The 21,665-nt window shown below is 70.3% G+C and carries 18 protein-coding genes, 1 tRNA gene and 1 pseudogene; 12 read left to right on the top strand and 8 right to left on the bottom strand.

Annotation, left to right across the window (positions count from 1 at the left end; all coding sequences use genetic code 11):
- Nucleotides 1–272: 272 nt before the first annotated feature.
- From ACIHCL_RS04980 to ACIHCL_RS04965, 4 genes are all read left to right on the top strand, one after another.
- Nucleotides 273–1,169: an FAD binding domain-containing protein gene (locus tag ACIHCL_RS04980; protein WP_399856950.1), complete on the top strand. Its 897-nt coding sequence runs from the start codon at nucleotides 273–275 to the stop codon at nucleotides 1,167–1,169.
- Nucleotides 1,166–3,826: a 2Fe-2S iron-sulfur cluster-binding protein gene (locus ACIHCL_RS04975; protein WP_399856949.1), complete on the top strand. Its 2,661-nt coding sequence runs from the start codon at nucleotides 1,166–1,168 to the stop codon at nucleotides 3,824–3,826. The genes ACIHCL_RS04980 and ACIHCL_RS04975 overlap by 4 nt, the downstream gene beginning before the upstream one ends.
- The gene (locus ACIHCL_RS04970; protein ID WP_399856947.1) at nucleotides 3,823–6,159 is read left to right on the top strand and encodes a xanthine dehydrogenase family protein molybdopterin-binding subunit; all 2,337 of its coding nucleotides are present in this window, start codon (nucleotides 3,823–3,825) and stop codon (nucleotides 6,157–6,159) included. The genes ACIHCL_RS04975 and ACIHCL_RS04970 overlap by 4 nt, the downstream gene beginning before the upstream one ends.
- A 159-nt stretch (nucleotides 6,160–6,318) precedes the next feature.
- Nucleotides 6,319–6,846, top strand: a complete 528-nt coding sequence (locus ACIHCL_RS04965) for a hypothetical protein (protein ID WP_399856945.1) — start codon at nucleotides 6,319–6,321, stop codon at nucleotides 6,844–6,846.
- Between the two features lie 62 nt (nucleotides 6,847–6,908).
- Here ACIHCL_RS04965 and ACIHCL_RS04960 read toward each other — a convergent pair whose 3' ends face one another.
- Nucleotides 6,909–7,424 (bottom strand): hypothetical protein, encoded by a 516-nt coding sequence (locus tag ACIHCL_RS04960; RefSeq protein WP_399856943.1) that lies wholly within the window; start codon nucleotides 7,422–7,424, stop codon nucleotides 6,909–6,911.
- A gap of 1,017 nt (nucleotides 7,425–8,441) precedes the next feature.
- Here ACIHCL_RS04960 and mycP point away from each other — a divergent pair.
- From mycP to ACIHCL_RS04945, 3 genes are all read left to right on the top strand, one after another.
- Complete coding sequence (gene mycP, locus ACIHCL_RS04955; protein WP_399856941.1) at nucleotides 8,442–9,806, top strand: type VII secretion-associated serine protease mycosin; 1,365 nt, start codon at nucleotides 8,442–8,444, stop codon at nucleotides 9,804–9,806.
- Between the two features lie 188 nt (nucleotides 9,807–9,994).
- A complete protein-coding gene (locus ACIHCL_RS04950) occupies nucleotides 9,995–10,582 on the top strand; it encodes an AAA family ATPase (RefSeq protein ID WP_399856939.1) in 588 nt (195 codons plus the stop codon).
- A 163-nt stretch (nucleotides 10,583–10,745) separates the two neighbouring features.
- Nucleotides 10,746–11,453 carry a hypothetical protein gene (locus ACIHCL_RS04945; protein WP_399856937.1) on the top strand — a complete coding sequence of 236 codons (708 nt, stop codon included), beginning with the start codon at nucleotides 10,746–10,748 and terminating at the stop codon, nucleotides 11,451–11,453.
- A gap of 185 nt (nucleotides 11,454–11,638) precedes the next feature.
- Here the strand turns inward: ACIHCL_RS04945 and ACIHCL_RS04940 are convergent.
- Nucleotides 11,639–11,710: transfer RNA gene (locus ACIHCL_RS04940), tRNA-Cys, on the bottom strand.
- 187 nt (nucleotides 11,711–11,897) lie between these two features.
- Here ACIHCL_RS04940 and ACIHCL_RS04935 point away from each other — a divergent pair.
- From ACIHCL_RS04935 to ACIHCL_RS04925, 3 genes are all read left to right on the top strand, one after another.
- Complete coding sequence (locus tag ACIHCL_RS04935) at nucleotides 11,898–13,379, top strand: MFS transporter (protein WP_399856935.1); 1,482 nt, start codon at nucleotides 11,898–11,900, stop codon at nucleotides 13,377–13,379.
- Between the two features lie 3 nt (nucleotides 13,380–13,382).
- Nucleotides 13,383–13,757: a type II toxin-antitoxin system death-on-curing family toxin gene (locus ACIHCL_RS04930; protein WP_399857159.1), complete on the top strand. Its 375-nt coding sequence runs from the start codon at nucleotides 13,383–13,385 to the stop codon at nucleotides 13,755–13,757.
- A gap of 159 nt (nucleotides 13,758–13,916) precedes the next feature.
- Complete coding sequence (locus tag ACIHCL_RS04925) at nucleotides 13,917–15,698, top strand: DEAD/DEAH box helicase (RefSeq protein ID WP_399856933.1); 1,782 nt, start codon at nucleotides 13,917–13,919, stop codon at nucleotides 15,696–15,698.
- Between the two features lie 165 nt (nucleotides 15,699–15,863).
- Here the strand turns inward: ACIHCL_RS04925 and ACIHCL_RS04920 are convergent, their stop codons facing one another.
- Nucleotides 15,864–16,010, bottom strand: coding sequence for a hypothetical protein (locus ACIHCL_RS04920; protein ID WP_399856931.1), 147 nt, complete (start codon nucleotides 16,008–16,010; stop codon nucleotides 15,864–15,866).
- 359 nt (nucleotides 16,011–16,369) lie between these two features.
- Between ACIHCL_RS04920 and ACIHCL_RS04915 the strand changes: the two genes are divergently transcribed.
- On the top strand, nucleotides 16,370–17,011 hold the full coding sequence (locus ACIHCL_RS04915; RefSeq protein WP_399856929.1) for an IclR family transcriptional regulator: 642 nt from the start codon (nucleotides 16,370–16,372) through the stop codon (nucleotides 17,009–17,011).
- Nucleotides 17,012–17,066: 55 nt separating this feature from the next.
- On the top strand, nucleotides 17,067–17,864 hold the full coding sequence (locus tag ACIHCL_RS04910) for a S16 family serine protease (protein WP_399856927.1): 798 nt from the start codon (nucleotides 17,067–17,069) through the stop codon (nucleotides 17,862–17,864).
- A gap of 52 nt (nucleotides 17,865–17,916) precedes the next feature.
- Here ACIHCL_RS04910 and ACIHCL_RS04905 read toward each other — a convergent pair.
- From ACIHCL_RS04905 to ACIHCL_RS04885, 5 genes and pseudogenes are all read right to left on the bottom strand, one after another.
- A pseudogene (locus ACIHCL_RS04905) lies at nucleotides 17,917–18,168 on the bottom strand (MFS transporter); the annotation flags it as partial.
- Nucleotides 18,165–18,383: a hypothetical protein gene (locus ACIHCL_RS04900; protein WP_399856925.1), complete on the bottom strand. Its 219-nt coding sequence runs from the start codon at nucleotides 18,381–18,383 to the stop codon at nucleotides 18,165–18,167. The gene ACIHCL_RS04900 and the pseudogene ACIHCL_RS04905, both read right to left, overlap by 4 nt.
- Before the next feature lie 55 nt (nucleotides 18,384–18,438).
- A complete protein-coding gene (locus ACIHCL_RS04895) occupies nucleotides 18,439–19,440 on the bottom strand; it encodes a glycine betaine ABC transporter substrate-binding protein (protein ID WP_399856923.1) in 1,002 nt (333 codons plus the stop codon).
- A gap of 2 nt (nucleotides 19,441–19,442) precedes the next feature.
- Entirely contained in the window at nucleotides 19,443–20,393 is a 951-nt protein-coding gene (locus tag ACIHCL_RS04890) for an ABC transporter permease (RefSeq protein WP_399856921.1), read from the bottom strand.
- Complete coding sequence (locus ACIHCL_RS04885) at nucleotides 20,390–21,616, bottom strand: ABC transporter ATP-binding protein (RefSeq protein ID WP_399856919.1); 1,227 nt, start codon at nucleotides 21,614–21,616, stop codon at nucleotides 20,390–20,392. The genes ACIHCL_RS04890 and ACIHCL_RS04885 overlap by 4 nt, the downstream gene beginning before the upstream one ends.
- Between the last annotated feature and the right edge of the window lie 49 nt (nucleotides 21,617–21,665).

Below are 21,665 nucleotides of genomic sequence, written 5' to 3'. Positions count from 1 at the left end.
CCGTCCCGCGAGGGCGGGACGACACCCTTCCGACACCTCTCGCGAGAGTGGGACGGCCCGCACGGGATTCGCCGGACCGTGGCAATTCCTCGCCCCTGCCGAAGGGGAGCGAATCAGGATCATTCCCCCTGCTCATGGACGGATGCGCCCTTCGTGGACCCTCGCGTCGGTCTGGTCGGAAGATGTGCCAGAGTTGCAACGTCCAGGCTTTGAGCACGTACCGTACGGCGATACAAGCCGGACAGCCGGGACACCGGGAAGGGGCAGCTGGGTTGACCACGCACGCACCGCAGGCAACGCAGTCCGTGACGCTGCCGGCCTCGCTCGACGAGGCCGTGGCGGCACTCGGCGCCATGCCTGCCGCCGTTCCCGTGGCAGGCGGGACAGACCTGATGGCGGCCGTCAACAAGGGGCTGTTGCGTCCCTCGGGGCTGGTCGGCCTCGGCCGCATCAGCGAACTCCGCGGCTGGCACTACCAGGACGGCCACGCCCTGCTCGGCGCGGGGCTCACCCACGCACGCATGGGACGGCCGGACTTCGCCGCCCTCATCCCCGCCCTGGCCGCGGCGGCGCGCGCCGCCGGCCCACCCCAGATCCGCAACGCCGGAACGCTCGGCGGCAACGTCGCCACCGCCGCGCCGACCGGCGACGCCCTCCCGGTGCTCGCCGCCCTGGAGGCCGACCTCGTCATCGCGGGCCCGAACGGCGCCCGCCGGGAGATTCCCGTCTCGCACCTGCTGGCCGGCCGCGACATGCTCGGACCGGCCGAGCTGATCGGCTTCGTCCGCGTACCGCTGTTGCACGCACCCCAGGTCTTCTTGAAGGCCACTGGTCGCACCGGCCCCGGCCGCGCCACCGCCTCCGTCGCGATAGTCCTGGACCCGGCCCGGCGCGGGGTGCGCTGCGCGGTCGGCGCCATCGCGCCGATGCCGCTGCGCCCGCTGGAGGCCGAGCGCTGGATCGCCTCACTGATCGACTGGGACGGTGCCCGGGCCCTGGCCCCCGAGGCGCTGGCCGCTTTCGGTGAGTATGTCGCCGCCGCCTGCGTCCCCGACCAGGCACCGCCCGTCGAGGGGGGAGAGGCGCCACCGCTGCCCCCCGCCGTACTGCATCTGCGGCGTACCGTCGCCGCACTGGCCCGGCGTGCGCTGGGGAGGGCACTGTCGTGAGCAACGAGGACCGCAACAAGCAGCACGAGCAGCACGAGCAGTACGGGCAGGGGGAACAGACTCCACCGCAGCCGCAGCCGCAGCACGGGGGCTGGCAGCCCACACCGCAGGGCGGCGAGTTCGACACGGAGGCGACCGCCTTCGTCCACCTGTCGCCGGAGGACCTGGCGAACATTCCGCTGGCCGCGCCCGGCCACGGCTACGTACCACCGATGATCGTGCCGCTGACCCCCGCGGCCGACTTCGACCCGGCCAGCACACAGAACTGGGTCTCGCAGCCGCAGGACGGCCAGGAGGAGACCACGGGCGCCGGCGCGGAGCAGCCGGCCCAGCCGTCGGCGCCGGACGCGGTGCACTGGCCCGACCCGAACGGACAGCAGGCGCCGTACGGATACGGATACCCGCAGCAGACGCCGTACGAGGAGACCCCGACCGGGACGGGCCAGTGGAACTTCCACGAGTCCGCCGATGCCGGGTCCGGCAGTCATGTCGAGCCCGGCGGGCATGCCGGGGGTAGTGGGTACGGCCAGTCCGGTGGATACGGCGAGCACGTCGGTCACACCGGCCACACGGACCTTTCCCGTTACGAGGGTTACACCGGCTCCGGTTACGACGGGTCCGCCGTCCACGGCGTGCAAGGGGACCCCGCAGACCACGGCGGTCCGTCAACTCAGGCGGATCACACCAACGCTGCCGGTTTCACCGGCCACACCAACCACGCCGGTTTCACCGACGAGACGGGCCACACCGGCCGGATCGACCCCGGCGTACAGACAGGCCACACCGACCACATCGGCCGTACCGAGCACGCAGGCCGGCCTGCCCCTGCCGGCCAGCCCGGTCACACCGGCGGCTCCGGCCACATCGGTGGCTCCGGGCACACCGGCCAGTGGACGATTCCGGTCGCCGAGGGCGACCTGCCAGAGGAATCGGGCGAGTTCGCGGCCTCGGCACTGGCGGCTCAGTGGTACGGGGACCGCACCCCGCCGGCCACGCTGCCGGGCGGCGCCCCCGCACCGTGGGCGGCGCAGCAGCCGGTGGCGGAGCCCGAGCCCGAGCCCGGACCCGCCCCCGCGTCCGAACCCCACGCCCCGCACCAGCCCGGGCCCCAGGCCGATTCCCGGGCGCCCGAACCCGTGGCCGAGCCCGCGCCCGGCGCGGACGTCGAGCCGGAGCGGGCATCGGAAGCCGGCGTCGCCCCCGCGACGGAACCGGCCACCGCCCCTTCGACGTCCCCGCCCCCGGCCGGGGCGAGCCCCACCGCGCACCTTGAAACGTCCCCGGTGGCGTACGAGGACGCTGCTCAGCCCTCCGACGCGGTCCCGGCGACGCCCGTCGAGGACATCCCCGACGTACCCGTTCCCGGAAGGCGTCTTGCCCAGCCTCCGGTCCCTGACGACAACGTCGGGGCCGGAGCCGGAGCCGGAGCCGGTGCGGGTGCCGGAGCCGGTGCCGGAGCTGAAACCGGTGTGGGTGCCGAGACCGTCGCCAATGCCGAACGCGCTGCGGAGACTGCCGTTCCGTCGCCGGACACGGCGTCGGGCGCGTCCCGCGACGGGACGTCACCGGGCGTCGGACCGGACGGTACTGCTGCGGAAGCTCCGTCACTGGAAGCTCCGTCGTCCGAGGCCCTGTCACTGCAAGCCGCGTCGCTGGAAGCCCAGTCACCTGACGCACGGCCCGGCGAGTCCCGGCCGACCGAAGCGGAGAAGGCCGAGGCGGACAGCGCCGAACCGTACCCGGCCGCCCCCCGACCCACCGATCAGGAGCCCGGGGGTCCGGAGCCGGCCGAGCCGCGGCCCGGTGAACCGCACCCCGGCGAACCGCAGCCGGCGGCGGCCCACGCCGACGACTCCCAGGTCGCCGGGTCCGACGATTCCCGGGTCTCCGGGTCCGACGATTCCCGGGTCTCCGGGTCCGACGACTCCCGGGTCTCCGGGTCCGACGACTCCCGGGTCTCCGGGCCCGACGACTCCCAGGTCTCCGGGTCCGCAGACGCCGCTTCCCGGCCCAGCGCAGCCGAGCCGACCGACCCGCAGCCGCTCGGCGTACCGGACGAACACCCCTCCATCTCCTACGCCCTGCACGTGAACGGCACCGACCGCCCCGTCACCGATGCCTGGATCGGCGAATCGCTGCTCTACGTACTCCGTGAGCGCCTCGGCCTCGCCGGTGCCAAGGACGGCTGCTCACAGGGCGAGTGCGGCGCCTGCAACGTCCAGGTGGACGGGCGGCTGGTCGCCTCCTGCCTGGTCCCCGCGGCCACCGCGGCCGGCAGCGAGGTCCGTACGGTGGAGGGCCTGGCCGTGAACGGCGAACCGTCCGACGTCCAGCGCGCCCTCGCCAAGTGCGGCGCGGTCCAGTGCGGTTTCTGCATCCCGGGCATCGCGATGACCGTCCACGACCTGCTGGAGGGCAACCATGCCCCCAGCGAACTGGAGACGCGCCAGGCGCTCAGCGGCAATCTCTGCCGCTGCTCCGGCTATCGCGGCGTCCTCGACGCCGTGAACGAGGTCATCGAGAGCCGCGAGACGCACCCCGCCCCCGCCTCGTCGGACTCCACGTCTTTGGAGCCCGATGGGGCCCACATCCCGCACCAGACGGCCCCCGACGCCGCCGGTGCCCAGTCGCTCCCGCAGGACGGAGGCATGGCGTGAGCAACGACGCGGCCACCGCGGCCACCGCGACCAGCACACGGAACGCCGCCTCGTCGGCCGAGGGGACCGGCACCGAGCCGCCCGCGCTCGGCCTCGGCGCCTCCCTCATGTCCGCCGACGCGCGTGCGAAGACCGAGGGCACGTTCCCGTACGCCGCCGACCTCTGGGCCGAGGGCCTGCTGTGGGCAGCCATCCTCCGTTCCCCGCACCCGCACGCCCGCATCGTGTCCATCGACACCTCGGGCGCCTCCCGGATGCCGGGGGTACGGGCCGTCGTCACCCACGAGGACGTACCGGGGGAGGACACGTACGGGCGGCAGGTCGTCGACCGCCCGGTCTTCGCCTCCGCCGTGGTGCGCCACCACGGCGAACCGATCGCCGCGGTCGCCGCCGACCACCCCGACACGGCCCGCCTCGCCGCCGCCGCCATCGCCGTCGAGTACGAGGTCCTCGACCCGGTCACCGACCCGGAGAAGGCGTTCGCCGCCGAACCGCTGCACCCCGACGGCAACCTGATCCGCCACATCCCGCTGCGTTACGGCGATCCGGAGGCCACCGGGGACGTCATCGTCGAGGGCCTGTACCGCATCGGCCGCCAGGACCCGGCCCCGATCGGCGCCGAGGCCGGCCTGGCCGTGCCCCGTCCCGACGGTGGCGTGGAGATCTACACCGCGTCCACCGATCCGCACACCGACCGCGACCTCGCGGCCGCCTGCTTCGGCCTCGAACCCGACCGGGTGAAGGTCGTCGTCACCGGAGTGCCCGGCGCGACCGGCGACCGCGAGGACCCCGGCTTCCAACTTCCGCTGGGTCTACTGGCGTTGCGTACCGGCTGCCCGGTCAAGCTCGCCGCTACCCGTGAGGAGTCCTTCCTCGGCCACGCGCACCGCCACCCCACCCTCCTGCGCTACCGCCACCACGCGGACACCGAGGGCAGGCTGGTGAAGGTCGAGGCGCAGATCCTGCTCGACGCGGGCGCGTACGCCGACTCGTCGTCCGAGTCGCTGGCCGCGGCGGTCGCGTTCGCCTGCGGCCCGTATGTCGTACCGCACGCCTTCATCGAGGGCTGGGCGGTCCGCACGAACAACCCGCCGTCCGGCCATGTACGCGGCGAAGGTGCGATGCAGGTGTGCGCGGCGTACGAGGGCCAGATGGACAAGCTGGCCGCCAAGCTCGGCATCGACCCCGCCGAACTGCGCCTGCGCAACGTCCTGGACACCGGTGACATCCTGCCCACCGGCCAGACGGTCACCTGCCCCGCCCCGGTGGCCGAACTCCTCGGCGCCGTACGGGACTTCCCGCTTCCCGTCCTGCCCAAGGACACCCCGGAAGACGACTGGCTGCTCCCCGGCGGCCCGGAGGGCGCGGGCGAACCGGGCGCGGTGCGACGGGGCGTCGGCTACGCGCTCGGCATGGTGCACATGCTCGGCGCGGAGGGCGCCGACGAGGTTTCCACGGCCACGGTCAGGGTCCACGACGGCGTTGCGACGGTGATCTGTGCGGCGGTCGAAACGGGCCAGGGCTTCTCCACGCTCGCCCGCCAGGTGGTCCAGGAGACCTTGGGCGTCGAAGAGGTGCACGTCGCGCCCGTCGACACCGACCAGCCCCCGGCCGGCCCCGCCACGCACGGACGCCACACCTGGGTGTCGGCCGGAGCGGTGGAACGCGCCGCCAAGATGGTCCGTACGCAGCTTCTCCAGCCGCTGGCCCACAAGTTCGGCATGTCCACGGAACTGCTGCAGATCAACGACGGCAAGATCACCTCTTACGACGGCGTGCTGTCCACCACCGTCACCGAGGCCCTGGACGGCAAGGAGCTCTGGGCCACCGCCCAGTGCCGCCCCCACCCGACCGAGCCCCTGGACGAGTCGGGCCAGGGCGACGCCTTCGTCGGCCTCGCTTTCTGCGCGATCCGCGCGGTGGTGGACGTCGACATCGAGCTCGGCTCCGTCCGCGTCGTGGAGATGGCGGTCGCCCAGGACGTCGGCCGGATCCTGAACCCCTCCCAACTGGCCGCCCGTATCGAGGCAGGTGTCACCCAGGGCATCGGCGCGGCCCTCACCGAGAACCTCCGCACCGCCCGCGGCCTGATCCGCCACCCCGACCTCACCGGCTACTCGCTGCCGACGGCCCTCGACGCTCCGGACGTTCGCATCGTCAAACTCCTCGAAGAACGCGACGTGGTCGCCCCGTTCGGCGCCAAACCCGCTTCCGCGGTCCCCGTCGTGACCTCTCCGGCCGCCGTCGCGTCGGCGGTGCGAGCGGCCACCGGACGCCCCATCAACCGTCTCCCGATCAGGCCCCAGTCGGCCGTGGCCACCCCCAACCCCTGACCTCCGTACCGATGGCGTAATCCGGGTTGCAGCTGCAACCCGGAAGTGCACACTGTCATGGGGGCTGTCTAAGGTGAACCCTTGGGCAGTGATGGGCTGTTGCCAAACGGGGGAGGGGTTGCTGTGGGACAGAGCGAACCGGGAGTCGAGTCTTCGCCATTGTCATCGGCCGTCATGGGCGGTCTCGGGGCCATGGGCGCCATCAGCCCCTTCGGCGTTGGCGTCCAGGCAGCGGCGGGCGATCTGGTCACCGAACTGTCGTCGTTCACCAAGTTCCGTGAACGGATCGAGGAGATCCTGCGCGACCTCAAGGCTTCACCGGCGGGCCCGGGCAAGGTCGGCGAGGACCTTGCCTCGCGCGCGCACTTCGGCGGTGCGGCGGGCGAGTGGGCAGAAGCAGATGGCCTTTACAAGTCGTATTCCACCGTCATCGAGGAGCTGGAGCGGCTGTCCAAGCTGCTGTCGGACTCCATCGAGGGCCTGAGCATCGCGGTTCTGGCGGCGCACAAGGGCTACGAGAACATCGACGAGGACATCCGCGAGCGCATGGCCGCGATCAAGCAGGACATGCAGGCGCACTACGACGGGGAGTACAACCCGGTCCCCGAGGAGGGGAAGCCCGGCGGCGGGAAGCGGGCTGCTGCGAAGCCGGCAGGGGGCGAGACTTCGGGCGGCACTGGCATCTGATGGCTTGCCATCATGGGTTGGACACCGGGAGAAACGGGGGGCGAGATGGGTACGACGTCGTTCTATGACAAATCGCACGAGCAGATGAGCGCATGGCTGGACAAGGCCAACAACGGGGCGGTCCAGGCCGCAGCTGATCGTTTGTCGAGCGCGGCAGCGGAGATCGACAAGATCGGTGAAGAGCTGAAGATCCGGCCGCAGTTCGTGGACTGGAAGGGGGATGGAGCGAATTCGTTCCGCACCTGGAGTGCCGACTTGGCCAATGCGACCTTGCGGCTGGGCCTGTTCAGCCGGGAGGTGTCGAAGCGACTTGGCGAGGCCGCTGATTCGATCGCCTCGGCCAAGGCGGCGGCACCCCGCCCGAAGGCGGGTGCGGAGGCGTCGCTGAAGGCGGCTCTCACCACGCCGAACGACCCGGACGCGGTGTCACTGGCAAGGGAGTTGCGTACTGAGAAGGACGCCATGGCCAGGGAGATGACGAAGCTCTCTGAGGCGTACAACCAGACGGTGGAGAGGATCGGCGCTCTGGAGAAGCCGGAATTTCCTCCGCCGCCGAAGGCAATCGCGCAGACTGGCACAGGGGCGGAATACGACCGCTCGGCACATGGATATGCCTCTGACGGGCGTACGGCAGTGGGCGTTGCCGGTACGGCGGTGGGCGCTGCTGGCGTGGTGTCACGGGGTGTTTCGACGCCTGGCGGTGGTCATGTTTCCCCTGGCGAGGTGGCAGCGCCGTCAACTGCGCACGCGAGCGAGAGCGTTCCGGTAGGTGGTGCCGTGTCGCGTCCGGTGGGCATGGAGATCGATAGCGTTGCTACGCTGCCGACGACCTCACCGACCACCTCAGTGAATCAGCCTGGCGCGCCGGGCCCGGTGAGACCGGAGGGCGGTTTGCCTGTGACGTCTACCGTGCTGCCGCCCAGCATCAGTGGCGGACCCGGTGTACAGCCTCCGTCGACCAAAGCGGGCGGCGGGCCAACTGGTATGCCTCGTTCACCGATGCCTTCGGTTATTGGGAACCCGGGGGCCGGTCCCGTGGGCAGGTATCCGCAGGACAGTGGAATCGTTGGTGGCCGGCCTGTGGCGCAGACTCCTGGGCGTTCCACGGGCGGTGTTCCCCGCGGCACCGTGGTCGGTGGTGAGGGCGCTCAGGCCGGTCGCGGAATGATGGGGCACGGCCCTGGGATGGGTGGAGCTGGGGGCGGTGGCCAGAACGGGGTTGCTGGTGGCCGTCGGTTGGCACGTGAGGCGGGCGGGGTGGTGGGAGGGCGTTCCCAGCAGCCCGGCCGCACGAGTACTCGCCCTTTTACGCCCGGCGGTACCGGTCTGGTGCGGGGGGCGGCAATGGGAGACGGCAGCCGTGGGGCTGGGCAGTTGGGGCGCGGGGCCTCCAACAACTCCCGCCCCGGAGACGCGCGCCGTGATGAGCGGGAGCGTCCGGGTTACCTCGTTGAAGACGAGGAGACCTGGCAACAGGGTGACCGGCGGGTTGTGCCGCCGGTCATTGACTGATCAGTCGAGACCAGAAAAAAGGGAATGGGATGCGTACCAGCAGAGCAGCGGTAATCCGTCGTGGAATCGCCCTATCGTCCGCGTTGGCGCTGCTGCTGGTGGGCGCTGGCCCCGCTTACTCGAACCCTGTCCGTTCGGATCAGTGGTACCTGGATGCGATGAAGGCCGAGCAGATGTGGGAACTGAGCACCGGGGAGGGCGTCACTGTAGCCGTTATCGATACGGGTGTGGACGCATCCATTCCGGACCTCCGAGGGAGGGTTCTCAAGGGGTTGGACCTGGCGAAGGATTCCCCAGGTAATGAACAAACCGACTACCGTGATCACGGAACTGGTATGGCAAGTATTATCGCCGGAACTGGTAATTTTCGTGGTGGCGGCGGTTCTTTCGGTCTCGCTCCGGGGGTGAAAATCCTGCCGATTCGCTTGAGGGACAACGTCGGTAAAGTGAACGGGGCTACGGCGAGCAAGTATCTTAATGAAGACTTGTCCGCGGGGATTCGTTTCGCTGTCGATCACGGCGCGAAAATTATTAATGCTTCGGTTGGGGACACCATTGGAGGGTCGCAGCAGCTCACGGATTCCGTGAAGTATGCTGTGGATAAAGGTGCGCTCATTTTCGCGGCTGTAGGGAACAGTGCTGACGAAGGAAACCCTGTCTCGTACCCTGCCGCGACCCCGGGGGTCGTCGGTGTGGGGGCGATCGGGAAGGACTTGCAGAAGGCAGATTTCTCTCGGCACGGTCCAGAGGTCGATCTCTCGGCCCCCGGAGTGGACATGGTGCACGGTTGCAGTACGGGCACTAAACTCTGCAGAACCAGTGGTAGCAGCGATTCCGCAGCCATCGTGTCCGCTTCGGCTGCGCTGATCTGGTCCAAGTACCCGAAGTGGACCAATAATCAGGTCCTGCGTACCTTGCTCAATACGGTCGGCGGTCCGACCAGTGGCGCGCTGCGCAATGACTACATTGGTTACGGAATCGTCCGCCCCCGTTTCGTGCTGAAGAACCCGGGCGATCCCGGCCCTGCCGATGTCTACCCGCTTCCCGACCTCGCCGAGGCGGCGTCTCCGTCCCCTTCCGTTCAGCCCTCCCAGGCCGGTGGTGGTGTAAAGGAAGGCGACAAGCCCGCTGCTGCCTCTCCGGCTGCTGACGATCGGGGCGGTAACACTCCGCTCTGGATTGGCTCGGGCATCCTTGTGGCCGCTCTCGTCGGTGGTGTGGTGACCTTCGCCGTCGTCCGTTCCCGTCGTCGTCGGGCCGTAGCCGCGGTTCCGCCGCCGCCCTCGTACCAGCCGCCGCACGGCTATCCGCTGCCGCCGCAGGGCTATCAGCAGCCACAACAGGCGTATCAGCAGCCGCCGTACGCGCCCTACGCTCCGCCGCAGGGCGGCCAAAGCGCCGGCTCGCCGTACGGCGGAGCACCGAACCAGGGCGACCCGACCGGGTGAGCGTGGAGCGCCATGCGCCTGTCGCGACGGCGCAGGCTGGTCGCTGCCTTGGGCGCAATGGGGTCTGCCACGGTCGTTCTGTTCCGGCGAGGACACTCGGCGCGGCGCGGGCCGGAGCAGTGGAGTAGGCGGAGTTGGTGGAGTAGACGGACTTGAACGTCAGGAGGCGCATCCGAGTGGAGCACGACATGAAAGCCGGAAAGTCGGCACGCGGCCAAAAGAACGTCCAGGACGAGGGGCCGGGCCCGGCCGTCATCCTCATCACCGGTGTGATGGCCTCCGGGAAGTCCACCGTCGCCCAGGCTCTCGCCGAGCGATTGCCGCGGGCGGTGCATGTGCGGGGCGACGTCTTCCGGCGGATGGTGGTGTCGGGGCGGGCCGAGATGGTGCCGGGGGCGTACGAGGAGGCGACCGCCCAACTCCGGCTCCGGTACCGGCTGTCCGCGATGACGGCCGACACGTACGCGGAGGAGGGCTGGACCGCCGTGGTCCAGGACGTGGTGGTGGGCGAGGAGTTGAACACGTACCTCGGCCTCGTGCGCACGCGACCGCTGTACGTCGTCGTGCTCGCTCCCGAAGCACGGGCCGTGGCCGCGCGGGAGGCCGGGCGGGCCAAGAGCGGGTACGGCGCCGGGTGGACGGTCGAGGCGCTGGACCGGGTGCTGCGGGAGGAGACGCCGCAGGTCGGGCTCTGGCTGGACACGACCGGGCAGAGCGTGGACCAGACGGTCGACACGGTGCTGGGCGGGTTGGAGCGGGCGCGTGTGACGGGCTAAGACGCCGTTTCTCACGACATCCAAGGCCGTGTCCACGTGGTGGGGCGTGGGCGCGTGGTGGGGCGGACGCTGTGCCGGTACGGCTGTCGGCAGGACGATTCGCTTCGGCGCCAAGTGAGAGGTTGTTCGAGCCCGTGATCCACTGTTCCCGAAGGGAAATTCCGTGTTCGCACGACGTACCAGGCCGGCCCTCCGCAGCCTTGCCGTGGTGGTGATTCTCGCCAGTGGCGCAGTCGGCTGCGGCAAGGGGGACGATTCCTCGTCCGGCAGTTCCGAATCGTCGGCCTCGGCGCGCATCGACGCGGTCAACAAGACCATGCGCGGGACGTCGTTCACCGCCACCGGCACGACCACCGCCTTCGAGGGCGCGACCCAGAAGACGTCCTGGGATCCGAAGCAGGGGTACCGCATGGAGGTCGGCGGCACACCGGAGACGGAGGGCGGCAGCATGTACTGCAAGGACGGTACGAGCTACACCAGCACACGTCTCTTCGCCGCGATGCTCGCGCAGAAGGGGCAGCTGGTCACCGTTCCGGACCGCCTCTCCGACAGCTATGTCAGCAGTGACACCGGCCAGGACTGCTCCTTCTCCTTCGCCATCTCCTCGGACGGACGGTTCGCTCCGGACAAGGACACGGCCGTCGACGGCAGGAAGGCGCAGGCCATCGAGGTGTCGTCGGAGCTGGCGGAGGACGTCTACCTCGTCAGCCGCGAATCCCCGGACCACCTGCTGAAGCAGGAGGCGAAACGGGACGGGAAGGCCAGCAGCACCACGTACTCCGGCTTCGGCGAGAAGATGGACATATCCATGCCGCCGGCCGACAAGACGATGACCATGAGCGAGTTCCGCGACGCGGTCGGCGCCGGCTGAGGGTGGTGAACGGCCGTGGGCCGAGGCTGTCGGCACGCGGCCCCGTTGACGTGGGTCGGTCCCGGAAAGCGGCCCGCAGGGGGAGGAGCGCGTCGCCGGGGGTGAGGGCCTCGCGTGGCCCGGGCCGGGGTACGGCCGCCCCCACGCGATGAGGGCGGTCGTACCCGTGCGGGTCGTTCATCCGGAGGCCGTGACCGGATTCGAACCGGTGTAACTCGAGTTGCAGTCGAGCCCCTGAGCCACTCGGGCACACGGCCGGGTGTTCCTTGTCGTGGTTCGACCGTAGGGGGCTGGGCCGGGGCGGCTCAAGGGTGTGGGACGGGGTGCAACACGACTGCCATACGGCGTTCACGAACGGCTGTTCCGGTCCTACGACCAACGGCCTAGCGAGGGACCTCCTCCCGACAGCGCTCACCAGGGGATATGCCCCTTACTCTGGGGTTCATGAGTGCCCTGGAACCCCGAGACGCCGCTACCGGCACCGCCGACGACACGCCCCTGCCGGCCCCGCCCGCCGCCGAGGCCGCCGAGCCGGGAGGGGTGCTCGGGCGGACGTACCGGGCGCTGAGTGTCGGCATCGTCTCCGTCGTGTTCCTGATCGCCTTCGAGGCGACCGCCGTGGGGACCGCGATGCCGGTGGCCGCCCGTGAGCTGCATGGCATTCCGCTGTACGCGTTCGCGTTCTCCGCGTACTTCACGACCAGCCTGTTCGCCATGGTGCTGTCCGGGCAGTGGGCGGACCGGCGGGGGCCGCTCGGGCCGCTCGCCGCCGGGATCAGCGCGTTCGGGGCGGGACTGCTGCTCTCCGGGACCGCCGGGACCATGTGGCTCTTCGTCGCGGGGCGGGCCGTGCAGGGGCTCGGCGGCGGGCTGGTGATCGTGGCGTTGTACGTGGTGATCAGCCGGGCCTACCCGGAGCACCTGCGACCGTCGATCATGGCGGCGTTCGCGGCGAGCTGGGTGATTCCGTCCGTCGTCGGGCCGCTGGCCTCCGGAACGGTGACCGAACACCTGGGATGGCGGTGGGTCTTCATCGGCATCCCGCTGCTCGTGGTGTTCCCGCTGGCACTGGCGCTGCCCGCGATCCGGCGCCGGGCCTCCGGGCCGCCCGACCCCGCGGCGGCGGCCGAACCGTACGACCGTCGCCGCATCCTGCTCGCGCTCGGCATCTCGCTGGGCGCCGGGCTGCTCCAGTACGCCGGACAGCAGCGGAACTGGTTCGCCCTGCTGCCGGCCGCCGCGGGCTTCGCCCTGCTCGTGCCCGCCGTGCGTGGGCTGCTGCCGCCCGGGACCGGCCGGGCGGCGCGAGGGCTGCCGTCGGTGGTGCTGCTGCGCGGGGTGGCCGCCGGCTCGTTCATCGCCGCGGAGTCGTTCGTACCGCTGATGCTGGTGACCCAGCGCGGTCTGAGCCCGACGCTGGCCGGGCTTTCGCTCGCGGCCGGGGGCGGGACCTGGGCGCTCGGTTCGTTCGTGCAGTCCCGGCCGCGCCTGGAGCCGTACCGGGAGCGACTGATGGTGGGCGGCATGGTGCTGGTCGCCGCCGCGATCGCCGCCGCGCCGTCCGTGCTGATCGACGCGGTGCCCGTCTGGACCGTGGCCGTGGCCTGGGCCTTCGGCTGCTTCGGCATGGGCATGGTGATCGCATCGACGAGTGTGCTGCTGCTGAAGCTCTCGGCCCCGGAGGAAGCGGGGGCGAACTCGGCGGCCCTCCAGATCTCCGACGGGCTCTCGAACGTGCTGCTGCTGGCCGCCGGGGGTGCGGCCTTCGCGGCGCTCGGCGGCGGGACGGTGGGGGCCGTGCACGAGGCGGTGGGGGCGGGGTCGTCCGGGGCGCACCCGGGGGCGTTCGCCGTGGTCTTCCTGCCGATGGCGGGCGTGGCGCTGGTGGGGGCGTGGGTGGCGTCGCGGGTGCGGGCGAAGCCTTAGTACCTGACACTTCCCGAGCTGCTCATCCTTGCCGAGCGCCTCGGGGCTGCCGAGGTGCGCGACTACGGGCTGCTCGATTCGGCACTCGTGCGCCCGCAGGCGAGCGTGTTCGGCCAGGATGCCTATCCGGACGTGTGGCAGAAGGCCGCGGCGCTCATGGAGTCCCTGGCGCGCAATCATTCGCTCGTCGACGGAAACAAGCGCATCGCCTGGTATGCCACCTGGGTCTTCCTGTACATCAACGGGTCTCGCCTGAGCGCGGACTTCGATGTCGACGAGGCCGAGAGGTTTGTGCTGGACGTGTGCCAGGGAGCGCTCGACATGCCCGGGATCGCGGAGCGGCTCCCGGCTTTCGCCGTGCGTGACGACGTTTTGTGACGTTTGTGAGGGGGGTCTCAGTACGGCCGAACCGCCGTTCGCCCGTACGGGATTCCGCCGCGCCCACCGGTAGGGTGGCCCGGTTGTCGTATCGCCTGCGGGCCCGTCCCGGCCCGCACGGACAGCACCCACGTACCCGAGAGACCCGAACCGGAGACCGTGACTACTACCGCCTCCCACCACCTCTCACCCGCCTTTCCCGGCCGCGCCCCCTGGGGCACGGCCGGGAAGCTGCGAGCCTGGCAGCAGGGCGCCATGGAGAAGTACATCCAGGAGCAGCCGCGCGACTTCCTCGCGGTCGCCACGCCCGGCGCGGGGAAGACCACCTTCGCGCTGACCCTCGCGTCATGGCTGCTGCACCACCACGTGGTGCAGCAGGTCACCGTCGTCGCGCCGACCGAGCATCTGAAGAAGCAGTGGGCCGAGGCAGCCGGCCGGGTGGGCATCAAGCTCGACCCCGACTACAGCGCGGGCCCGCTGAGCAAGGAGTACGACGGAGTCGCGGTCACCTACGCGGGCGTCGGCGTCCGCCCCATGCTGCACCGCAACCGCTGCGAGCAGCGCAAGACCCTCGTGATCCTGGACGAGATCCATCACGCCGGCGACTCGAAGTCCTGGGGCGAGGCGTGCCTGGAGGCGTTCGAGCCGGCAACGCGACGGCTGACGCTCACCGGCACGCCGTTCCGGTCCGACACCAACCCGATCCCGTTCGTCGAGTACGAGGAGGGCAACGACGGCATCCGGCGCTCCTCCGCCGACTACACATACGGCTACGGCAACGCGCTCGCCGACGGGGTCGTCCGGCCGGTGATCTTCCTCAGCTACAGCGGCAACATGCGCTGGCGCACCAAGGCGGGTGACGAGATCGCCGCCCGCCTCGGCGAGCCCATGACCAAGGACGCCATCGGGCAGGCGTGGCGCACCGCCCTGTCGCCCACCGGCGAATGGATCCCCAATGTGCTGACCGCCGCGGACAAGCGGCTGACCGAGGTGCGCAAGGGCATTCCGGACGCGGGCGCACTCGTCATCGCCACGGACCAGGAATCGGCGCGCGCGTACGCCAAGATCCTGAGGAAGGTCACGGGCGAGAAGCCGACCGTGGTCCTCTCCGACGAGAAGGCCGCGTCGAAGAAGATCGACCAGTTCAGCGCGGACGACTCGCGTTGGATGGTCGCGGTCCGCATGGTGTCGGAGGGCGTCGACGTGCCGCGCCTCGCCGTGGGCGTGTACGCCACCACCATCTCCACGCCGCTCTTCTTCGCGCAGGCCGTCGGGCGTTTCGTGCGTTCGCGCAGGCGTGGTGAGACCGCTTCGGTCTTCCTGCCGACCATTCCGATGCTGCTCGGCTTCGCGAACGAGATGGAGGTCGAACGCGACCACGTCCTCGACAAGCCCAGGAAGGGCGGTGACGAGGAAAACCCGTTCGCGGAGGAGGACAAGCTCCTCGCCGACGCCGAACGGGCGGAGGACGAGGCGACCGAGGACCAGCTGCCCTTCGAGGCCCTCGAATCGGACGCGGTCTTCGACCGGGTGCTGTACGAGGGCGCCGAATTCGGCATGCAGGCGCATCCCGGGAGTGCGGAGGAGCAGGACTACCTCGGGATCCCGGGGCTGCTCGAACCGGACCAGGTGCAGCTGCTGCTCCAGAAGCGGCAGGCCCGGCAGATCGCGCACAGCCGGCAGAAGCCGGCCGATCAGGCGGACCTGCTGGAGAAGCCGGCCGAGGCGCGCCCGGTGGTCACGCACAAGGAGCTGTTGGGGCTGCGCAAGCAGCTCAACACGATGGTGTCGGCGTACACGCACCAGAGCGGCAAGCCCCACGGGGTGATCCACACGGAGCTGCGCCGGGTGTGCGGTGGGCCGCCGAGCGCGGAGGCCACGGCCGGGCAGATCCAGCAGCGGATCAAGAAGGTCCAGGAGTGGGCCACCCGTATGAGATGACGGGGCATGGCCGACTGTGCGGAGTGACGGGTAGGTGGCCACCCGTGTGACGTGATGAGCGGGGGTCCACCTGTGTGAGGCGGCGGGTGGGGGTTCTGGACGCGCCGGTCCGGGGGCAGGGTTCGTTTTCCGTCCCGGACCGGTTCGTTGTGTGTGAGGTGTCGGTCAGTTGTCGTCGGGGGTGGCGGCGGGCACCTTGTCGGGCAGTTGTGCTTGTGCGGCGCAGCCCAGTTCCGCGCCTTCACCGTCCGCGACCCGGCGACGAAGGCGATCAGGGCCTGCGAGGTCCGCGTAAGCGGAAAAGTTATACAAGGATCGTTCACGGTGAGTTAACGTGCGTTTGCGTCGGGTGTACTGAGCGCGATTGGGGCGTCGGCCGACCTGGACGCGCGTAGACATCCGGGTTCCAGCCATCGTCGCGCTGACCGGGGGTTATGCCCCCGCATCGCGTTTCGCTCCGCGCGCACGCCCGGATTCTGGACGAGGTCTTCCGCTGAGCGGACTGGCTCGCTACTGTCCCCCGAAATGGACGCACCGTGGCAATGCCGCCGCGGAGCGCAGCCGGTGTCTTGGCCAGGTAGGCGGCCCTCTCCGTGCGACGCCGACGGGACCGGTGGCCGCACATCCGCGGGAACCAGCCGCCGCCGCTCACCACAAGAGGAGAGGGCGTCGTGACCGCTGAGACCTCCCAGACGCTCGACCGGGGACTGCGGGTCCTCAAGCTGCTCGCCGACACCGACCACGGCCTGACCGTCACCGAGTTGTCCAAAAAACTCGGCGTCAACCGAACAGTGGTCTACCGTCTGCTCGCCACTCTGGAACAGCACGCCCTGGTGCGCCGTGACCTGGGCGGCCGGGCCAGAGTGGGCCTGGGCGTGCTGCGTCTGGGTCGTCAGGTGCATCCGCTCGTACGGGAGGCGGCGCTGCCCGCGCTGCGGTCCCTGGCCGAGGACATCGGGGCCACCGCACACCTCACGCTGGTCGACGGCAACGAGGCGCTGGCGGTGGCGGTCGTCGAACCGACCTGGACCGACTACCACGTGGCCTACCGGGCCGGTTTCCGGCACCCGCTGGACCGGGGTGCCGCGGGCCGGGCGATCCTCGCCGCCCGTCAGAAGCCGACGGGCGGTACGGCCCTCACCCTCACCCACGGCGAACTGGAGACCGGGGCGAGCGGGGCGGCGGCCGCACTGGTGGGGGTGACGGGTGTCGAGGGCAGCGTGGGCGTGGTGATGCTCTCGGACTCCGTACCCGAGCGGGTCGGCCCCCGGGTGGTGGACGCGGCCCGTGAGGTGGCGGAGGCGCTGAGGTAGGGCCGGACCGGGCGACCGGCCTGCCGTGCCCCGTCCGGGCGGTTAGATTGGACGGGTGCTCACACGCCTCACTCGTCTCTCGCGTCCCCGTGCCCTCGCCCTGTGCGCGGTGCCCGTCCTCGCCCTCTTCGGCGTGGCCGCGTTCGCGCCGCTGCCGTTCACACTGGCGCAGCCCGGTACGACCGCGAATGTGCTCGGGGACGATCACGGTACCCCCGTGATCAGCGTCAAGGGCGTCCCCGCCCGCACTCCCGGCGGTGAGCTGAGGATGACGACGATCGTCGCGACCGGGCCCACCGCCGACATCGGCATCGGTGATGTGATCGACAGCTGGTTCCGGACGGACCGCGCCGTCCTGCCGCGCGACTCGGTCTACCCGTCCGGCGGCTCCGTGAAGGAGATCGAGAAGCACAACCTTCAGGACATGAAGAAGTCGCAGAACTCCGCCGTCGACGCCGCTCTGAACTACCTCGGCAAGCCCAAGGGGTCGGTCGACGTCACGCTGCACCTCGCCGATGTGGGCGGCCCCAGCGCGGGCCTGTTCTTCGCGCTCGGCATCGTCGACAAGCTCGCCGGCGACGGCTCCGGAGGCGATCTCACCGGCGGTCGCACGATCGCGGGCACGGGCACGATCCAGCCGAACGGCGAGGTCGGGCCGGTCGGCGGGGTGTCGCTGAAGACCCAGGCGGCGCATCGCGACGGCGCGACCGTCTTCCTCGTTCCGAAGGCCGAGTGCACGGAGGCGGGCGCCGAGCTTCCCAAAGGGCTGCGGCTGATTCCGGTCTCGACTCTGAAGGACGCGGTGTCCTCGCTCCGGGCGCTGGAGCGAGGACACCGGGTCCCGAGCTGCTGACCTCGGCCTTCGTCTCGGCTTTCGGTTCGCTCCGGGGCCTCGTCATGCCGGACACCAGGTCGGAGGCGATGGAGACGCGGCGGCGTCCGACGGGGTCGATGACCGGCCCACCGATCAGCGCGGAGACCACGATCGGGAGGGGCGCGCAGAACGCGACCACACCGGCTCGTCCCGCGCTGCCCGTGGCCTCCAGCACGAACCAGGGGGCCGAGATCAGGGTGAGTGAAGTGCCCGCCATGGATACGGAGTTGGCGGACAGTACGGCAATGAGCGGGGCGCGGCTCCGGTGCGCCCGGCCGTTCATGTCGTACTGGGCAGGGCGGAGCCGCGGCCGGGGCGTCCGGGGTGGCGGGGCAGGATGCGCAGCCCCGACTCGACGAGGAACCAGCCCAGCCGGGTGCGTAATCCGGTATGCGTCGCGGTCGGGGCGAGGTTGAACTCCATGGCCTGACACCGGAGTTCAGCGTGGATGCTGTGCCGGTTGGCGGGGCGCTCGCCGCCGTTGTCTTTTGCGGGCATGACGCGACCGCGAGCTTGCAAAGAAAACTTTGCAAGCTGTCTTTGTAACTTCTGGTCAGCCGTTCCTGATGAACCCCTCCCGGATCAGCCAGTCCTTCGCCACCTGGTGCGGGTCCTGCCCCTCCACGTCCACCTTGGCGTTGAGTTCCTGGGCGACCTCGGTCGTCAGCTTCCTGGTGAGCGGGTCGAGGAGCCGTGCGATCTGCGGGTACTTCTCCAGCGTCCTGGTGTGGACGACGGGTGCGGCGTTGTAGTTGGGGAAGAAGTGCTTGTCGTCCACGAGCACCTCCAGGTCCATGGCCTTGACCCGGCCGTCGGTGGTGTACACCTCGCCGAGCAGGCAGGAGTGGGACTGGGAGACCTGGGTGTAGATGATTCCGGCATCCATCTTCTTGATGTTGCCGGCGGGGAGGGACATTCCGTACGCCTTCTGCATGCCCGGCAGCCCGTCGTCCCGGGAGGCGAACTCGTTCTCCACGCAGACCGTCACCGCCGACGGGTTCCGCTTCGCCAGCGCGGCGACATCGGAGAGCGTCCGCAGACGGTACTCGGCGTTGTTCTTCCTGCTGATGGCGAGGGCGTAGGTGTTGTTGAGCGTGGACTGCGGCAGCCAGGTCACGCCGTTCCTCCGGTCCTCGTCGCGGACCGCCCGCCACTGCTGCGTCGGATCGGGGATCGGCCTGGCGTGACCGAGGTAGGTGATCCAGCCGGTGCCGGTGTACTCGTACATGGTGTCCGCGTCGCCCTTGACGATCGCCTCGCGGGCGCTGATCGAGCCGGGCAGGTTGGTGCGGTCCAGCACCTCGGCGCCCGCGGCCTTGAGGACCAGGCCGATCATCTGGCCCAGGATGATGTTCTCGCTGAAGTTCTTCGACGTGACGGTCAGCGAGGCGCCCTCCAGTGGCCGGCCCCGGCCGACCGAGCCCGGCCGTACCTCGTCCGCCATCGGTGAGCCGCTCTTCAGCCCGCACCCGGAGAGCGCCGACGCCAGGGCCGTCGTGGCCGCGAGCGCCCGCAGGAGCCTGCCACGCGTCCGGCGCCCGTCACACGGTCCCATCCTCAGTCCACCTCCAGTCCGCGCGGCGTCAGCGCCACCTCGGCCAGCGAGGCCAGCCAGTCGACCAGCAGTGCCAGCACCACCGTCAGTACCGAGCCCAGCACCAGCACCGGCATCCGCTGTGTCTGGATGCCCGAGGTGATCAGGTCGCCGAGGCCGCCGCCGCCGACGAACGTGGCCAGCGTCGCCGTACCCACGTTGAGCACCAGCGCCGTCCGCACACCGGCCAGGATCAGCGGGACGGCGAGCGGGAGTTCGACCTTGGTGAGCGTGCCCCACGACGACATGCCGATGCCGCGCGACGCCTCGACCAGACTCGGGTCGATCGCCCGCAGACCCGCCACCGTGTTGGAGAACACCGGCAGCACCGCGTAGATCACCATGCCGGTGATCGCCGTCGACGGACCGATGCCCAGCCAGATCACCAGCAGCGCCAGCAGACCGATCGCCGGGGTCGCCTGCCCGATGTTGGCGAGCGCCGTGACCAGCGGCGCGCCCCTGCGCAGCCCGCGCCGGGTGAGCGCGATGCCCAGCGGAACGGCGATGACCAGCACCCAGAACGTCGAGATCGCGGTCAACCTCACGTGCTGCCACCAGCGCAGCCGCACATTTCCGCCGGTGAGCGAGTTCCGCGCGATCGAGTCCAGCGGGACGTGGGTGATCCACAGATAGGTGACGGCCAGGACCGCCACCAGCGCGGCAGGCAGTACCACCAGCTTGCGCCAGGTGAGCCGGCGCCGCGGCTTCGACGGCGGGGGCGGCGGCTCCTCCTGCTCCTCGTCGCGGAAGGCATGGCCCTTGACATCGTGTTCGCCGGGCGGGCGGTCCCGGTCGGAGGACGGCGCGGTCCGCTCGGATCGCGCCGGGCGGGAAGCCCGGGAGGTCCGCCGGGTCCGCGCCGGGCCGGAATTCGTCCGCGTCGGGCCGTGGTTGGACGGGGATTCACGGGTCATGCGCCGGCACCGCCCTCCAGCTCCTGCTCGGTCTGATGGGCGCGCAGCACCTCCAGATCGTGCTGGTGCTCGATGGCGGCCAGCCGGTCGGCCTCCAGCAGCTCGTGCACCGAGTTCATCAGGGTGTGCATGTCGACGACCCCGATGAACTCGCCGCGCCGCCCGGTCACCGCGACCCGGCCGCCACTGTCGGTCAGCACCGCCTCCAGCGCGTCGTGCAGCGTCGCGTCCCGCGTCACCGTGTCGTGCACCAACTGCCCGGCACGGGCCAGCGAACCGCGCGCCCGCATCAGGTCACCGCGCCGCAGCCACTTGTACGGGCGGTTGTGGCGGTCCAGCATCAGGATCTCGTTGTGCGGGCCGATGCGCAGCTTGTTGAAGATCGACTGGAGCGGATCGTCGACCGTCACCGTCGGGAACCGGGCCACCTCCACATCGCGTACGCGGGTGAGATTGAGCCGTTTCAGCGCCGCCCCGGCACCGACGAACCCGGAGACGAAGTCGTCCGTCGGGTTGGTGAGGATCGCCTCCGGGGTGTCGAACTGGGCGATGTGCGAGCGCTCCCGCAGGACGGCGATCCGGTCGCCCAGCTTGATCGCCTCGTCGAAGTCGTGGGTGACGAAGACGATCGTCTTGTGCAGTTCGTGCTGGAGCCGGATCAGTTCGTCCTGGAGGTGGTCGCGGGTGATCGGGTCGACCGCGCCGAACGGTTCGTCCATCAGCAGCGCCGGGGGATCGGCCGCCAACGCCCTTGCCACGCCCACACGTTGCTGCTGCCCGCCGGAGAGTGCGCGCGGATGGCGATCGTGGAACTCCCTCGGGTCGAGCCCGACGAGGTCGAGCATCTCCTCGACCCGTTCCTTCACCCGCGCCCTCGGCCAGCCGACCATCTTCGGGACGAGGGCGATGTTCTCCGCGACCGTCATGTGCGGGAAGAGCCCGGACGACTGGATCGCGTACCCGATCTTGCGGCGCAGCCGCACCGGGTCGATGTCGGTCACGTCCTCGCCGCCGATCAGGATCCGCCCGGACGTCGGCTCGATCAGCCGGTTGATCATCTTCAGGGTGGTGGACTTGCCGCAGCCGGACGGGCCGACGAAGATCACCGTCTCGCCCGCCCTGATGTCCAGTGTGACGTTGTCCACCGCCGGGTTCGGATGGCCCGGGTACCTCTTGGTCAGGTTGTCCAGGTGGATGGTGGCGCCGGACGCGGCCTTCGGCACGTCGGCGCTGTCGGCGGCCCTACGGCCCGGGGCCCTACGGCCGGAAGCC

The organism is Streptomyces sp. NPDC052042, assembly GCF_044548345.1.
In the GTDB taxonomy this organism is placed as follows: Bacteria; Actinomycetota; Actinomycetes; order Streptomycetales; family Streptomycetaceae; genus Streptomyces.
Note: the sequence above shows the minus strand (reverse complement) of the source record. Positions and strands in the feature narration are given on the sequence as shown.

Coding starts and splice junctions, on each gene's coding strand:
- ACIHCL_RS04950 (WP_399856939.1), top strand. CDS start 9,995: ATGAAAGCCGGAAAGTCGGCACGCGGCCAAAAGAACGTCCAGGACGAG.
- ACIHCL_RS04935 (WP_399856935.1), top strand. CDS start 11,898: ATGAGTGCCCTGGAACCCCGAGACGCCGCTACCGGCACCGCCGACGAC.
- ACIHCL_RS04900 (WP_399856925.1), bottom strand. CDS start 18,383: ATGCCCGCAAAAGACAACGGCGGCGAGCGCCCCGCCAACCGGCACAGC.
- ACIHCL_RS04895 (WP_399856923.1), bottom strand. CDS start 19,440: ATGGGACCGTGTGACGGGCGCCGGACGCGTGGCAGGCTCCTGCGGGCG.
- ACIHCL_RS04890 (WP_399856921.1), bottom strand. CDS start 20,393: ATGACCCGTGAATCCCCGTCCAACCACGGCCCGACGCGGACGAATTCC.